The organism is Sphingobacterium sp. SGR-19 (assembly GCF_011043555.1).
GTDB lineage: Bacteria > Bacteroidota > Bacteroidia > Sphingobacteriales > Sphingobacteriaceae > Sphingobacterium.
The window spans coordinates 631,191-648,272 of the sequence record NZ_JAAKGS010000001.1 but is presented as its reverse complement, the minus strand read 5'-3'; the positions used below and the strand labels follow the sequence as shown (position 1 = coordinate 648,272).

At 35.5% G+C, this 17,082-nt stretch carries 12 protein-coding genes; 8 read left to right on the top strand and 4 right to left on the bottom strand.

Annotated features, from left to right (window positions below):
• Nucleotides 1-152: 152 nt before the first annotated feature.
• Nucleotides 153-650 (bottom strand): hypothetical protein, encoded by a 498-nt coding sequence (locus G5B43_RS02850; protein WP_165293187.1) that lies wholly within the window; start codon nt 648-650, stop codon nt 153-155.
• Between the two features lie 19 nt (nt 651-669).
• A complete protein-coding gene (locus G5B43_RS02845; RefSeq protein WP_165293186.1) occupies nt 670-1,047 on the bottom strand; it encodes a hypothetical protein in 378 nt (125 codons plus the stop codon).
• Nucleotides 1,048-1,244: 197 nt separating this feature from the next.
• Between G5B43_RS02845 and G5B43_RS02840 the strand changes: the two genes are divergently transcribed.
• From G5B43_RS02840 to G5B43_RS02805, 8 genes are all read left to right on the top strand, one after another.
• Nucleotides 1,245-1,388: a hypothetical protein gene (locus tag G5B43_RS02840; RefSeq protein ID WP_165292682.1), complete on the top strand. Its 144-nt coding sequence runs from the start codon at nt 1,245-1,247 to the stop codon at nt 1,386-1,388.
• Nucleotides 1,389-1,398: 10 nt separating this feature from the next.
• Complete coding sequence (locus G5B43_RS02835) at nt 1,399-4,458, top strand: TrlF family AAA-like ATPase (protein WP_165293185.1); 3,060 nt, start codon at nt 1,399-1,401, stop codon at nt 4,456-4,458.
• Nucleotides 4,459-4,724: 266 nt separating this feature from the next.
• Nucleotides 4,725-6,008: an AbiH family protein gene (locus tag G5B43_RS02830; protein WP_165293184.1), complete on the top strand. Its 1,284-nt coding sequence runs from the start codon at nt 4,725-4,727 to the stop codon at nt 6,006-6,008.
• Nucleotides 6,009-6,083: 75 nt separating this feature from the next.
• A complete protein-coding gene (locus G5B43_RS02825) occupies nt 6,084-7,673 on the top strand; it encodes a DUF6119 family protein (RefSeq protein WP_165293183.1) in 1,590 nt (529 codons plus the stop codon).
• A 95-nt stretch (nt 7,674-7,768) separates the two neighbouring features.
• Nucleotides 7,769-8,659 (top strand): hypothetical protein, encoded by an 891-nt coding sequence (locus G5B43_RS02820; protein WP_165293182.1) that lies wholly within the window; start codon nt 7,769-7,771, stop codon nt 8,657-8,659.
• Between the two features lie 38 nt (nt 8,660-8,697).
• Complete coding sequence (locus G5B43_RS02815; protein WP_165293181.1) at nt 8,698-10,479, top strand: serine/threonine-protein kinase; 1,782 nt, start codon at nt 8,698-8,700, stop codon at nt 10,477-10,479.
• Nucleotides 10,480-10,776: 297 nt separating this feature from the next.
• Nucleotides 10,777-12,597: a hypothetical protein gene (locus tag G5B43_RS02810; protein WP_165293180.1), complete on the top strand. Its 1,821-nt coding sequence runs from the start codon at nt 10,777-10,779 to the stop codon at nt 12,595-12,597.
• Nucleotides 12,598-12,734: 137 nt separating this feature from the next.
• Nucleotides 12,735-13,880, top strand: coding sequence for an AbiH family protein (locus tag G5B43_RS02805; RefSeq protein ID WP_165293179.1), 1,146 nt, complete (start codon nt 12,735-12,737; stop codon nt 13,878-13,880).
• 421 nt (nt 13,881-14,301) lie between these two features.
• Here the strand turns inward: G5B43_RS02805 and G5B43_RS02800 are convergent, their stop codons facing one another.
• Both G5B43_RS02800 and G5B43_RS02795 read right to left on the bottom strand, forming a co-directional pair.
• Entirely contained in the window at nt 14,302-14,700 is a 399-nt protein-coding gene (locus G5B43_RS02800; protein WP_165293178.1) for a helix-turn-helix domain-containing protein, read from the bottom strand.
• A 731-nt stretch (nt 14,701-15,431) separates the two neighbouring features.
• Nucleotides 15,432-16,766: a hypothetical protein gene (locus G5B43_RS02795; protein WP_165293177.1), complete on the bottom strand. Its 1,335-nt coding sequence runs from the start codon at nt 16,764-16,766 to the stop codon at nt 15,432-15,434.
• Nucleotides 16,767-17,082: the final 316 nt, after the last annotated feature.

Below are 17,082 nucleotides of genomic sequence, written 5' to 3'. Positions count from 1 at the left end.
AAGTAGAAAGTAAGGTTTTAATCATCTAGAGACGAATTGTTTTTCGCTGACGATTTGCAATCGGAGAAAGATTTTGTCTAATTACCGATCAGCCAGCCACAAGCTTGGAAAAGCAAAAGCCATCCCACAAGAGAATGGCTTCTGCGCAAACACTATCTTCCCAGCGCCTTTCTCCGCTCGATCTCAGCCTGTAAGCTTTGAAACCAAGCCTGATAAACCTGAGGCTCGTAAATCATCTGTTCCTTTGTGTCCTTATTCACCTGGCCCCAGTAACCACTGCGGCTGGACTCAGCACCTTCATACAACGTAATCTTTACTTCCGTTACCGCTTCGTTTATGCCCTCGACATAAAACATCGCTTTGGAGGTGTTCGCGTCTTTCGAGCTGCCCCATAACGCCCGTTGCATATTGGCATTTTTGTTCTCTATACGTTTGCTGGCGTTGATCAATCCCGTTTCCTTGTCGGCACGGTCTACGATGTAGCTCTCGGACTGCAATAAGCTGATAGCGGATTTGAATACCAAATCTTGGTCAGATTCAAACTGTTTGGTCGTCATCATCTTCACTTCAGCCGGCGTTTTGGTAATCATTTGCGTAGCACACGAGCTTAGTAGCGCTACAGCACATAAGCATGTAATAATTTTCTTCATTTTGGTATATAGACTAAGGTTAATAAGCAGTGGATACGACAGAATAATCGGCAACAACATCGTTATCATCGAAAGTGATGATCAGATCGAAAGATTTACTACTGGTACTTTGGCTGGCACGCTGCCCCGCAAAGAAATCTGTTGAACCAGCCTTATTCTCGACAGACATTTTGTTGTAACTCCATACCTCGCGGTTGGATTTGTTTTTCGATACCAGATTAGGCGAGCCGAATAGTTTAAGGATTTCATCCTGCGTTGTCTCTCCTTTGACAACTTTGCTTTTGACCACCCCGATGGTCAGATTGCTTTTTTCGGCAGACCCCTCGGTGCCGTATTTGTAACTGTTGCAAGCAGTGAGGGATAAAATTAATAATCCGGAAAGTATCGTTTTATACATAGTTTAAAAATTTCACAAACATATTTAGTTCATTCGACCCTACCATACGGTTTCCCGTAAGGAAAGTTATGACCGGATGATTAAACTTGTCACAAAGTAAAACACACGGTATGCACTGTACGTACACAGGTTGACGATTAACTGTGCACATACACGCAAAAGACGTATATTCGTATGTAGACCAACAAAATTGATCAATGGCCACCAACAAGCACGCAATTATCCGCTACGAAGCACTGGACAGATGTTTCTCCAATAAAGGGCGGAAATTCTTTATCAACGATCTTATCGCTTACGTTGCAGAAGCGATAAAAGATAAAACATTGGAAACGAAAAAATAGTATTGAAGTTATGAATAAGTTTGCAAGAGGTTCGGAATGGAACAAATGGGATTTACACGTCCATACTCCGAAATCGATAATTCAGCATTATGGGGGTGATACTGAAGAAGCTTGGGAAAAGTATATTACTGATCTTGAAGCTTTGCCAGTGGAATTCAAAGCATTAGGTATTAACGATTATATATTCCTTGATGGGTATAAAAAGGTGAAGGAATATAAGGACGAAGGTAGGCTGGCCAATATTGATCTTATTTTACCTATTATAGAATTAAGGGTGAATAAATTTGCTTCGCTTGGTGATGAAGCCTGGAAGAAAGTCAACCTTCATATCATTTTTTCAAACGAACTTTCGCCTGAAGTGATTGAAGCTCAATTTCTTAATTCGATACAGCATTCTGTCAAAATTTCACCGGATATTGAAGGAATTGAATTTCAGGGGGTCGCTACTAAAGAATACCTTGAAGAATTAGGAAAAAAAATCAAAGAAAGTGCCAATGTAGCAATTACCCATTCCGATTTAAAAGTCGGATTTTGGAATATAAATTTTGATTACAAGGATGTCTTGGATAAGGTCGGTGGATATTTTAAGGATAAGTGTTTGACGGCGATTGGTAAAACAGAATGGGATGTAATGCGTTGGGACGGCTCTGCCGCTGATAAAAAAAGTACAATAAATAAGGCTACTTTTTCATTTGTTTCCTTAGAGAAGCCTGACCATTATAAAAGGCATGGTGATAAATTAACGGAAGTGGGAGTTAGAAACTACTTGCTGGATTGTAGTGACGCGCATTCCTATTCGGAAAGGAAAACGGAAAAAGACAGAATTGGCAATTCCTTCACTTGGTTGAAAGCTGATTTAACATTCGAAGGGCTCAAGCAAGTTGCCAATGATAAAACTAGAATATTTATAGGTGATACCCCACCTCTATTAGATAGAAGAAAAAATAGCCCGACAAAATTTATTGATTCACTTTCTATAAAGAAAATTGAAAATTCTGGCTTGGCAGAAAAATGGTTCGAAAATTTCCAGGTAGAATTGAACCCATCGATGGTTGCTATCATCGGAAATAAAGGTCAGGGAAAGAGTGCGATAGCGGATGTAATAGGACTTCTTGGGAATACACGAAATTATGCGGATTTTTCTTTTTTGGAAAGAAAGAAGTTCAGAAAACCAAAACCAAATAGAGCAGAAAGCTTTTCAGGTGATTTAAAATGGGGGGACGGCACAACTGATTCTAGCCTGTTAGACGACAACCCAGAGGAAACCGCTGTTGAAAAAGTTAAATACCTACCTCAAAGCTTTATAGAAAAACTATGTAACGAAGATTTAAAGGATTTTGAGGGCGAGCTTAGAAATGTAATTTTTTCCCACCTTTCAGATTCAGATAAATTAGGTAAACATAATCTTGATGAACTTGTTGAGTTCCATTCCGAAATAATAAATGATGATATTGAGGAAATTAAGGGGAAACTTCAAAATGTTAATAAAGAAATCATTGAACTAGAGAAAAAGAACTCTGAAAGTTATCGAAAGGCTATAGAGGAAAGAATTAAGGAGAAAGACAACGAACTTATGGCGCATGATGCCGCTAAGCCAACACCTGTTGAAGCACCAACGGACGAAACCGCAATTGAAAAAAATAAAGAAATAACCGAGCGTATATCTGCCATAAGAGATCAAATCCCCGCTTTTGATGGTGAAATTGACAAGGCTCAAAAATCTCTCGCCAATACGAAAATAGATATAGCCGAAGTTGAAAAAGTAATACAATCAATTGGATCGTTTGAAAGGCAGTTTGGCAACTTAAAGACTGAGGTCCAACCTACCTTTGATAAACATTCATTAATTCTAAATGATAGTATTTCACTGACTGTAAATAAAGAGCCCCTTGCGCATTTGCTGAGATCCAAGCAAGATCAATCTATTGCTTTAAATCGATCCATCACAAACGAAGAGAAAACAGGATTTTTAGATAGAAGAGAAGCTCTGGACCAAGAACTACATCACCTACAGGAGAAGCTTGACGAACAATCAAGAGCCTACCAGAAGTTTTTAGATGCTAAGAAAACTTGGGAAGAAAAGCGAGAGCTAATTATTGGCGACGAGGATAAAGATGGGTCAATCGCCGCATTAAAAGCCCAAATATCGTACATTGAAGACCGGCTGACAGCCGATTTGGATAAAGCGAAAGAAAGTCGAAAAGCCTTAACGACAGAGCTATTTAAGAAAAAAGAAGAAATAATAACGCTATATAAAAGATTATTTGAGCCGATAACCGCCTTTATTCGAAATTTCGGAACACTTCTGTCGGATTATAGCATCGAATTAGATGTTGATCTAAAGATTGTGGGTTTAGTAGAAAAGTTTTTTGACCATGTTAGTTTGGGCAGTAAAGGGAGCTTTATTGGAAGCCCAACAGGAGTTGAAAAGCTGCATCAAATTATTGAAGACCATGAATTGAAGTCATCTGGTGGGTTAATTGCCTTTTTGGATGAGATTATTTTAAACCTCCATACAGATCAGCGAGAAGATCAAAAGCAAGCTAAAAGAGAGATAGAAGCACAGTTAAAGAAAGGCTATTCCGTACTCGATTTATACACCTACCTGTTTAATTTGGACTATTTAGAACCGGAGTACAAATTAAAATTGGGAGAAAAGAATCTTTCAGAACTCTCACCCGGGGAACGAGGCGCATTGCTACTGATATTCTATCTCACTTTAGATCAAAATGATATTCCTTTGGTTATCGATCAACCGGAAGAAAACTTGGATAATCAGAGTGTTTTTAAAATCCTTGTTCAGTTCATCAAAAGAGCAAAGGAAAAACGTCAAATCATTATAGTTACGCACAATCCAAATTTAGCTGTGGCTTGCAATGCGGAACAAATTGTCCATGTGAGTATGGACAAGGAAGATGGCAATAAGATAAGCTTCATTAGTGGTTCTCTGGAAAATCCAGCAATTAACAATGCGGTGATTAATATTTTAGAAGGCACGTATCCGGCATTAAATACAAGGACAAACACTTACGGTGTCATTACAAGGACATTTAAAGAAATGACTGAATGAAACATGCATTACATATTAAATTTTCTGATATCGAATGGGTTGAGGAGCTTTTAAGTCGCTGAGGGGTGGTGAGGTTAAAAATATTGACGTCGATCAATTATTATGCCCTTTCAGAAAAAGGCTAGAAAACGTTTATTTCTACGGATGCTTCCACTTCGTGGTTTTCGGTTGCGAAATAAGCAGATAAAAAGGGGGCTTCAGGATCCTGGAGGGGCGGGCACAACACTAAAGAACCTAATAGTTTGAAGAACTATACTGATATTATTATGAATAGATTGATATTGATTGGAAACGGCTTTGACTTAGCTCATGGATTAAAAACGAGCTACAAAGATTTTATCTTTTGGTATCTGGATGAATGTTTTAAACGTGCAGGTATATATGCTAATAGTCAGCCGCACGAAGATGAATTTCTTCATATATCGGTTCTTGAACATTATAGGCTTACGAATTTGTATAACCTATCAGGACAAAAAGGATTGAGTGAATATTTATACGAACAGGGGCTTCTGGAACCTTATCTGAGTTTCGATCCTGATAAGCAATATGGAGCAAAAAGCAACATTGAAAAATATAGTAAAGTGTCTGAGTTAACCGCTCACCGTGTATCTTTTAAATCATTATTCTTTAAACGATTAACTGATGCTTGTCTAGAATGCGGATGGGTAGATATCGAGCAAGAGTATTTTGATGCGTTGAAGAAATATAATGATGGCAATAAAGCACATGATTTGGATTATCTTCGAAGAATAAATAAAGATTTTGAGTTTTTGAAAAGTAAACTGGAAGAGTATCTAATTACTGAAGACGGGTCTGGTATAGAAATACATAATAAACTTCTATCAGCTCTAATTTCTGATCTTAAGACGGACGATTTTGACACTTTACTCGATAAAGAGTCTTTAATACAGGGGCAGTTATGGGATATTACAAATGAGCTTAACAACGATAAAGCATATATTTTAAACTTCAATTATACGAATACTTTCAAAAGTTATCTTGACGCAATAAGAGAGCATAAAAGATACTTAAGTGTTGAGGAAAACCATATTCACGGTCAGTTAAATAATCCTGATAACTCTATTATATTTGGATTTGGAGACGAACATGATACTGCTTATACGCAATTTGAGGAACAACGGAATAATGATCTATTTGCACATATCAAATCTTATTTCTATATGCAAACCCCCAATTATCGAAATTTAATAAGATTTTTAAATGATGGGCACTTTCAAGTACTTGTTATAGGACATTCTTGTGGTCTTTCTGATCGTACGATGTTCAAAGAAGTTTTTGATCATGAAAATTGTAAATCTGTTAAAATATACCATTATACAGATGATAGTGGAAAAAATGATTTCTTTGATAAGACGATAAATCTAGGTCGCCATTTTTTAGCGACAAAGGACGTATGCGGAAACTCATTGTGGAATTTAATCCGGCAGATGCTATTCCGCAAAAATGAGGAGAATAGATGTATTATACGAGACTGTAATCGCGAAATGCATTTACGGCTTTCCGTAAAATTGTACAATACAGGTTGTTAACTTTGCCTACTCAGTAGTTTTTATTGCATTATATTTTATAATTGTTTATCTTGTATCTTACTAAACTAACTCGTTATGGGCACTATCAAACCAACCATTTATCTTTTAAAAGAAGACGTAACAGATCCTAAAAAGCTATTTAAACAACGACTTCAAAGCAGAGAAGAAGACGGTTGTATATTGTACTACAAACGAAGTAGACCAAATACCCCTGATTGGGCAGGCTTTGTATTAGAAAACTTCGAACTGAATTCCAATCCTTTTAATAATTCCTCTTCATACGCCGTTGTCGTGATAAAAGTGAAAAATCGATATTTTGCGATACCTTTCGGTATGGGGGTTCATCTAATGGATCTAAGTAAGACAGAATATAATTTTGGTCTAAAGACGGCAATTAATGCTATTCCTAAAAATGAAATTAGGCAGTTGGATACAACTAAACCGGAACAAAAATCACAAAAAACCAAGAGATTGGCGGTGGTTGGTACTACACCAGAGGATTTTGAAATTAATAAAGAAAAAGAAATTCTAAGAGGTATTGTCGGTAAGGTACCTAAAAATATGGAAGTAGGAGAGGCCTTTGAAGGGCGTGACAGCTTGCGGACGATCAAACCTATTGGATCACTGAAGGTGCTGAAACAATACGTTCGTAAGATATACAAACTTTATCAAAAGCAAACTTACAAAACTGAATATCCGTGGATAGACAACATATCTTTAGTTAGAGACAAAAAACTAGAAGAGGACTTGAATAAGTTGCTTGTGAAAGAACTCAAGAATGGGAAATTGGATGAGGTATACGTTATACCTCCTGTTTATTTTGGAGAAGATAATCTTATTAAAGGTTTTGCCTTCACTACCGGAGATGGAACCAGGGTAGATAAAAAGTCTGTATTCGAAATGCCTTCTATACTTGATTGGAAGAAGAGTATAGGCGACGAGCGAAAAAAAATCACGATAGACACTTTGTCTGGATTTAAAATTCACGAAATAAAAGAAGATGGAAGGGGAAGAAGTTGGTCTTTGGAAAGAGCACTTTCTTGGGAAACAGACTTAAATGACAATAGGTATATTCTGTCGGAAGGCAGTTGGTATGAAGTCTCTCCGAACTTTTACGACTTGATAAATAGCTATTTTCAAAAGCGTGTTATTGACGGTAGTACATTATTACCGACGCCGACAAAAAATAAGATTAAGGAGTCAGAATACAATAAGGAGATATGTGATGCCTTAAAGGGACGTTATCTTTTTGACTTGGGACACCCGGATGCTAAAGTTAAGTATATAGGTAAAGATCAGAATGAGGCGTGTGATGTATATGATTCTACAACGAATACCTTTATTCATGTCAAGATGGGTAAATCTTCATTTAGTTTGAGTCATCTGTTCCAGCAAGGAAATTTTAGTGGTATTGTATTGAGACAAGATGAGAAGTTATTGGATCAATTTATTGAACATTTACAAAATGATAAATATAGTGATGCGGCTAAGCTTAAACCGTTGGTACCATCGTCTTATAATATTCTGTTTGTGTCGGTAGTGGCTAAGAATAGTAAAAAGCTAGATATTCCTTTTTTCAGCAAAGTAACTTTTTATAACGTAGCTAATAAGAGTTTGGAATTTGCAGGATATAAGTGCCGGTTTGCTTTTGTTCGGTTACCCTAGAGTTTGTTAAGTAAAAAGTTAAATATAGAGTAGCCATATACATGACTAATTCTGAGTTTTGCTACTATATTTTGTTACTAAAAAAATTATTAACTATGGATGTTTCTTACGTTTTTACGCTTTATGATTGGTTTGTCGATAGAGATAACTTTAAAGAATTTGTTTGGCCAGCATTTATCACAATAGCGACTATATTTTCCTCCGTTTTTTTATCCAAACAGGCGTTTCTACGAACTACCAAAGCTGAGAAACTTAAAAAAGATCGAGATGATGCTAAGTTAAAAGAGGTTATTCTTCGAAATGCAAAAATCGTTTCAGATAAAGTCACCGAGGAGAGTACAAAATTTTTGGAATCATTCGTTGTGGGCTATAATATTGAGAAAGGGATTATGCCGGTCAATATGCTTTATTTATTTCCAGAGTTAGATGTTCTGGATTCTATCGATAAATTGAGATATCATTCCGTTTTCTTTTCTGATGAGCTTGACGAAGATGATCTATCAAACTTATATTACGCACTTGCTGGAATTTCTGGTATTAGAGATACGTATAAAATAATTTCTGAAGAAGTCGTTAAAATAAATTCTTTCATTAGTGAATACGATACATTATTGATGGAGCGTTATCAAAAAATTACTTCATACTTAGAACAAAAAATACTCGACCATCAAAAAGACGACCAACAAAGTAGAAAAGTAAAAGAGGAAGAACTAGCAAAGTTTTATTCTTTGATTAACGAGTATACTAGTAATATAAACAATTTTTACCTGCTAAAGTGCAATGTAGATAAAATAATGGAGCTGGAAATATTTGATGTCGTCGTTAAAGAAGATTTTATTTTATATACGCATGTGATGGACTCCTTCGTACTGTCGTATTTGAAGTATCAGCAAGAGATCTCGGTATTTCATAATCGGATCAAGCATTTAGTAGGGCGACTACTTAAATTGAAGGATCAACTATTGTTACTAAACAGGCTGGATTGAGAACTATAGGGATGTGAAGTTATACAAAGTGGGAAATAATGTACAGAAAAAATAAGATTATAAATTTAGATGGTATCGATTACTTACTGAAAGAACAAAAAGGTAGTGGCGGTTCTGGTAAAGTATGGCGGGCAGAGTCAAACGGAAATACCTACGCTATAAAATTTATTGACTCGACAAATCAAGACAAAATTGCTCGTTTTAAGAATGAGGTAGTCTTTTGCAAAAATACTATGCATAGGAATATCGTAAAAGTGATAGCAACCGACCATAATAACGACATACCTTGTTATGTAATGCCGTATTACTCAAAAACGTTAAGAGATGTAATAGATAAAGAAAAGGATGCTGATAAGCTAATTAAATGCATTATTAAAATTTGTAAAGCGGTAGAGTTTATTCATAAGAAAGGAGTAAAACACCGAGACATTAAACCCGAGAATATTCTAGTCGATAAGAACGAATTGGTGCTGGCAGATTTTGGAATAGCTCATTTCAAGCAGTATGATATAACAAAGAAGAATGACTGGCTTGCAAACCGTAATTACATGGCACCAGAACAGAAGTTGAAAAATAATGCTTTGAACGTTGACGCAGCAGCCGATATCTATGCATTAGGATTAATAATTAATGAGTGTTTTACAAAACAAAATCCTGCAGGTTCCCAATTTAAGTTAATAGCTGATAGTTATCCATTATTCTTTGAGCTCGATAATCTCGTCGAAAATATGATAAGGCAGCAACCCGAGGAACGAATATCAATTGATAGTGTACAGGCACAAATAAAATTTATTAATCAACGACTGAAACAGAATCTTGCCAATATTAAGTATGATCTTGAATTATTCGATCCCCCTCAAAAAATAGAAAGATCTGTATTGCAGAATATCTACAAAAGAGCCAGCGAAGATATTTTATTTGGAAAGTATCTGTTTAGTACCCATTCTAGCAAAGAGATTGACAGATATAATCGTAATTGGCATATGAAGGTTGGTTATACCGTAAGTGATTTCTTATACAACCTTTATGTACAAGAGCAAATATTGCAATTGTGTAAAGGAAAATTTGAGTATGAGGGCAATATTTACAGGAAAGATAATTGGTATAAACCGCTTGACTTGCTTCAAAATGAAGAAGATAAATCACTTTATAGGCAACTAGCAAATGTTTTAGAGAAATACGATTTGAAGAAGAACGGTTATGCTTTATTAGATCTGTCTGGTCAAATTTTGAAGTTTTTTTCATCCTGTGCAGACTATCATTGTAAGGAGATACTGGGCCGAATAGAAAATGTTGAGGAGGGTGCTAGACGTAACCTCAAAAGTGCACCTATTATCTGGATTGTATCAGCTTTGAAGTACGGAGTTCAAGAAAATGATGAATCCCTATTACACGGTCTTGATGTCTTAGGCGGAAAATTTGAATTTATACTTGAAGAGCATATTTCAATCGATTGGGATAGGACCCAGTACTACGAAGCTAATGACGACGAAGAAGAATTATTTGATATTGAATACTTAGAAAAAGAACAAGAGATAATAAAGATTTTAGCTAGCTTTCAGCAGAAATGGAAAATTAGCTTTTCAAAATTGAAAAACGAATCCTATTCTGTCAGGTTTGCAACATACAAGCAATTTGAGAAATTTAGAGACTACGCTCTTGAATTGGCAAAACCGCATTACATATTTGAAGGGGATGTACTCAGTGTTTTGCAGGATCCTATATTCGTTGGCAATATGGTTGAGTTAAAAGTGGGGAGGGTGTTTGATATTCCTCACACAATAGCTCAAATTATAGGTATGAAAGAGATTAATGCTTGAAAGAGATGGGTTTAACGCTAACGTAGTCTATGTCAGCAATAACCCTAGTAGAGACCTAACTGCAATAACCTGCGTTATCATGAGTCGCTGCAAAACTTAACACCTGCAGATGCGTACTGTGGACGATCTGAAAGAATTTTGGAAAAAAGACAACAGGCAAAATCGATTCTTTGAACAAAAGAAGAAAATTGTATAATCAACAAAAATTAATACATTTATAACTAGAAAGTCTCCTTAAGGTTTCATGCTAATGTGTCTAATTTAGTTTGAAGACGTACAAGGCAAGTTAACCGAACTATGTTAAAAAACAATAAATCATCTGTCTCAAAATCAATTGCCTTGGGACAAATCTTGGAATTTGAAGTAGTTTTTCCTAAAGAAGAACGATTAACAATTCAACAATATTTAGCAGGCTGTAGCAGAGAAAAGATCTTAAATGCAGCAGCTTTCTTTTTGGGGTTCAAAAACCGTAAATCAAAGTTTGAGAACAATAGGGAATTTTTAGGGATGTTTTTTCGATCAGAAAACAGCGAGTTCGCTAATGATGTTTATAGCAGGATTAGAGAACTTGAAAAGAAAGGCATGCGTATTGAGATAATAAATCCGTATTCGAGTTTGAGACTTTTTGAATATTACTTTTCAAAGACAGAAGAACCCCAAACTCAAACAGAAGCACAGTTAGAGGTAAATTTGTTTAAAGCTTATTTGGTCCTAAATTCTGAGTTGACAAGAAAGCAAAGTATCGCTTTGCCATCAGCGCAAAAAAGTAATAAAGAATTACGAATCGCAATGATGATGTTTTGTATGCAATACCCCCTTTCAGATAAATTAAACTATGACATTCATCAAATTTGGGCAACACAAATGATTAAAGCTATTTACCTCTTTCAATTTCTTGAAACTGATAGAATAGCTCAACCTTTATTGACTGCATTTGTTACTCATTTCAGTTGTACATCATGGCAAGAATATTTAAAAAGTCTATTGCCATTAACACATTCAGCAATAAAAAGTGAACGAGAAGGACATACTGATATTGTTGTTACTCAGGGAGAAAAATTTGAACAGAGCTGCGCTTTTATTGAAAAGATTATGATACAGGAGAAAGATGAACTTGACCAAAATGACTTTCTTTCCACCAGAGCAAAGCCGTTTTACAAAGTGAATGACGGTGTTTATCGGATTATCTTCAATTTGTTTGTCGTTGAAAAGATATTCAAAGGTGTTTATTTCCTTTTGAGGGATGTAAACAAAGCTTTGCCAACAGCACAAAGGATTAAAGACGTAAGAAGCTTTTACGGGAACGAATTTTCAGAAAAAGTGCTTTGTTATAAGGTTATGGAAAGTATTTACCCTGCTAGATGCATTCGATTCTCAGGAAAGCAATTGGAGGATATGAATATTGATGCTGCACCTGATTACTATGTGAGAAAGGGCAAGAATATATTGTTAATTGAATCAAAGGATTTCTTGATTGCGGCAGATAAGAAAATGTCTTTTGATTATAACGTGTATGAAGAAGAGTTCGGAAGAGTTTTAGATTACGAGAAATTGCCTAACGGAAAGATAAAAGCCAAAGCCGTTATGCAATTGATAAACAGTATACGTAGACTTCTAAAAAATGATTTTATTGCTGATACGGATTATTACTACAAAGATGTTTTCATTTATCCTGTTCTGCTTACTCATGATCATCAATACGATACTCCAGGCTTCAATGAACTTATTAGTTTTTGGTTTCAGGATGCACTTTCAGAATTGGCAGGAGAGGGGCTTTTTACGCATCATGTTAAACCGTTGTCTGTTGTAAATATCGATTCACTTGTTTATCATCAAATGGGTTTAGCGAGTGAAATCCCATTGCATGAAATATTAAAACTTTATCACGAAAGCAAAAAATTAGAGAGACCAAAAAAGAAGATTTTAAAATCACAAAAAGAGTATGATAGGTACTTAGGTAATCAGAAAGAAATGTTAATGTCTAAACTCATCCCTTTTTCCCTTTTTATCAATAATTGTTTTGAAAGCCGTGGATTGTGGAAGTCGCCACCACTGCTCGATTTGATAGCTCCAGCCCTTTTCAAAGAGGAATATGAGAACAAAGCACGCACTTCTTAATTGTTACTGATGATTCTAAAGACCCATCTTTTGAAGAGGCTAAATTTATGTTGGTATCATGCTCTGCGTTTATCAACTATTTAAAAAGTTTGGAACAGACCGCTTAAAACTGATTAGTTTACGTCCAATATTTTATTATGAACAAACTAATTATTATCGGAAATGGCTTTGATCTAGCGCACGGTCTCAAAACAGATTATAAATCTTTCTTAACTTGGTATTTGACGCGGTGTTTCAAGAACGCGTCCAAAGAGAGGGAATATACCGACGACTTTTTGAAAATTGTGATCGATCCTCTACCTAATTACTCCAATCCAGACGTTGATTTTAGAGGTAACTTTTCAGAATTTATAGACAGCTATATTAGTGGAGAAATTATACAAAGCGGTTCGATAATACTCGATCTGAATAATCCGTGGGGAACATTATATACGCTTAAAGTGTCGCTGACCTCCGAGCTATTAGAAAGACTTCTGGGGAAAAAAGGTGATCCCAACTGGGGAGATATTGAGCACGTATTTTATCAAGAACTAAAAAAAGTATTAGCAGACAATAAAGATGCATTTGAAACAAAACGGAAGCTAACGATTCTCAACAATCATTTGGATAGGTTAAAAGAGCTTCTCAGAGAATATCTGCTCCAAGAAACTCAACATGTGAATGCAAGCGATCAATTTATGGCATTGGCTGGAAAGAAAACAGAACTTCGTCATATTTTGGAACAGAAAGGTAGAGGAAGATCGCAAGATATAAGAGAACTAGGGGATTTTAATGTTCATGGAAAGGTGCTTTTCTTAGATTTCAACTATACATTCTTAATTCATAAAAAAATAAGTGCAGACTCTGGATACATTCATATTCCAATACACGGCACTATAAACGGACCATTGGATGAAATGATTTTTGGCTATGGCGATGAAATAGACGAAGTTTTTCATGAAATGGAGAAGTCTAATATGAACGAGTATATGCGCAATATCAAATCTTTTGGATATTTCAAAAATCAACATTATTCTGATTTAGTTCGTTATCTTAGTTCAGAACCATTTGTTGTTTACTTGTGGGGGCACTCTTGTAGTCTTTCTGACAGAACGCTTCTCAATATGATTTTTGAGCATGATAACTGCGCAGCAATAGAGATTTTTTACTACGAAAATGAAGGCTACAATAATTATATTGAACTAACACAAAATATTTCACGGCATTTCCGTGATAAACTGAAAATGAGGAATAGAGTGTTCAATATAAAGAATTGCCAGTCTCTTCCTCAGGAGATAGATTAACAACTGGATCTGTTATGGACTATCAAACTAGATTAACCGTTGGATACTACGGTTCGATTTGTGCCAGTGATTTCGGAAGGATGATGCCAGCTGTTTCGGTTCAAAAGTGTAACTGTCTAAGCACGATTCACATTCGTGCGTCTGCTTTTGCAAGTCCAGCCGTTCCTATCTTTTCGCCGCCCAGAAATGTATGGTAGTATCGTTTAGGTTTCTTTTTTTTAAAATACTGTCCCGACGTTTGCTGTCTAGGCTATCAAATATATCACTAGCTTTCGCAATTCGTTTTATCCGAGGTGCGGCATGTACCCTCGATCGGCGTAAGCTTATAGGTTGCGAATATTTAGTTCTCTCCTTTTTCCAATATAGCACAAATAGGCAACCTATAATTGGAGTGATTATGGCTTAACAACACGAACAGTCTTTATAAATCTCTTAATACTATCATCATGTGTAACACCAAGCTCTTCCTGCCTCTCCTTGAAGCTCCTATTCTCTGAATACTCAGTTCCCAGATGTTCAGGTAGGTAAAACCAGAACTTTGCATCGAACGCTTGAATTCTGGAAACATGCCAGACAGTTCTTGGTACGTATCCGGCTTATTGAAAACCTTCGGAGAGGGCAATACCGATGCAAGAGACGTTTCATCAAGATCTTTTAGTTCGGAAAAATCCTTCCCCTTTTCTTTCAGATGAAGCACATATTCATTGACTGTCTTACGGTTGATGCCCAGCAACCTGGCGATGGAGCGATTACTCTCCCCACGGGCTTTTAATTGAACTATACGTTGGATATCTAACATATCTATGCGGTGACCAGCCATATCTTACAGAGTTAGTGCCCTGCAAAATAGTACTTTGTTTAAAGTGGCCCGTAATCACCGATACAACTGGCCCGCTATGACCGATATATACACAAGGGGTCAATTTGCCCTGGAATCTGATAACGGGTGGACACCTGAGGGGTCAGCATCTGCCGGAATGCCATGCGATTATCGCTCACAATCGAGCTTTACATCTCTAAACACTCACCGGAACTGTGGGGTCAGCTTATTCCAGTGTATGCAGTTGTTATCTCATCTTACTGGTCAAGCAGTTGAAGGGGTCTGTATTTTTTTGCAGATGTACCATTTTTGATAAAATCGGAATATTCATATAGGTAGATGTTTCTAACTTTATCAGGTAACTGCATGTAGCTTTTCAACGTCTTGGAATCAAATATAGTAGTAGATCGCTCAACGGTAATATATTGAAACCGTTGTTGACGGGTTCTTTCCTTGTAAGCATCTATAAAAACAATCACGCATAATAAAATACACGTTCCAAAAATTTCTTTAAAATATTTCATAATTTAATTATTACGTTAACCATTGTGGGTGCCTTAAAAATGAAAAAAGAATTTCCATTCCTAGAGATAACCTAGGGTTGTTTGTCTGATTCAATCCGGTTTCGAAGCACTTCACTGTCAACCAAGCACAAACTTTGATAGAAGCACAAAGCTTGATTTAACCACTGAACCGCCACTTTTGGGAAGGTGCTGTTGGCAGCTGCCTTTTTATTTTTCCGTTGTATCAACTGTTATTACTTCCTTGTTTTCTTCTTTGAAGAATTTTGAATTTTCTTTGAACTCTTTATATTCAGGGGTATTTCTAAATTCTCTTAAAATTGGAAACTCTTCAATACGTTCTACATTGGTTTGTTTTGATTCAAGTACAACAGGTAGTAATTCAATTATTTTTTCTGTTTCACTGCGAATAGCAAAAAGTCCTAATTGAAAAATTTCTTTTTTGTCAGAATAATCAATATTCTTAATCTCTTTTGATATTTGAGAATATTGTCCTAATTCCTTTTTACACAACCAATAATTTATTTGTGCTATTGTTTTATCAACTGGATTTATCTTTGAGTCATTTAATGAAAAGTAACACAAACCCTCAGAAATGTCCCATCTTGAATGAAGAAGATTTTCGTAAATAATATTGCCAAGTATTTCACCTCTATTTTCGTCTTCTGGACTTAGTTTTTTCCATAATTCAGAACCGATTAAAATAAATGCCTTTTGCAATTTACATATTGAATTTTCAAGGTATTGTTTTTCAACTATTAATTTGTCACCAACCTGGATATCTTTTCTTAAAATTTCCTTGACTTTTGATATATAGATAGAATTAACCACACCTCCATTATGAACAAACAAATTTCTTCTCTGATATATTTCAATTAGTTCGTCCATAATCTCTTTGAGATAGCCAAGACCTAATCCTAATTCTTCTTTTAGCAAACTTGTCCAACTTTCAAAGTTGCCTCTTAAAACTTCGTCAATTTTAACATCAATTAGATACTTTTCTGCATCTTCAACAGAGCCAAAAGTCTTTAAGTCTTTCAATGTTAGGGTTCTTTTTTGAACCCCTGCGGATTCAGGATGCTGGTCATAATAATAATGAAGTATTTGAGAAAAGAACCACTCAACGTTGCTTAAAAGAGAAATAAGAGAGTTCGTGTATAACAAACTTATATGCTTATTTGCCTTTTTTACATTTGAAATATGGTCAGCAATTGTGTCGTCATTCGACTTTATTTTTATGGAAAAGGATTTAACCTTTTTATCATCTGATTCTTCTTTTTCAAAAATCACTTCTGTTTCTTCAGAATATTTAGAATCAATTTGACTTTGAATTTTTTCTTGCATTGCAATAAACTTCTCTTTCTCTCCTTCTTTCCATTCAGAGTGTTCTGAAAGAAGTTCTTTCAATAAAGCGGATGCAACTAATGGTCTTACGTGTTGGTCGTGTTCTTCAACTTTATCGTTCAGAAAAGGGTCTATTAATTCTACAAAGTCTCTTAGACCGATAAGACTTTCATTAAAATCAATTATATGTTTATCTAACATTTTCTTATTATTTGTTCGTTTTCATAGGTTGCTGGCAACAATTCTGTTAGCGAAACTAATATACAAAATGTTTCGCTAATCCATCACTATAGGCGAATTTCGTTTTTATATAACTTTTAATTGTTTATTCTGTTAATATAATGTGTTTTAAATATTTTTTTATGTGTGTATAGCGAAGCAATATTAACACAATGATTCTTTTATCAATATGAATAGCGAACCGACCAAAGGGGGCTCACCGCAGATACATAGTAAATCATCTTGATTTTCAAAAATAGATTTTCTCCCTAAAAGAAAAATACGGTTTCCCGTATTC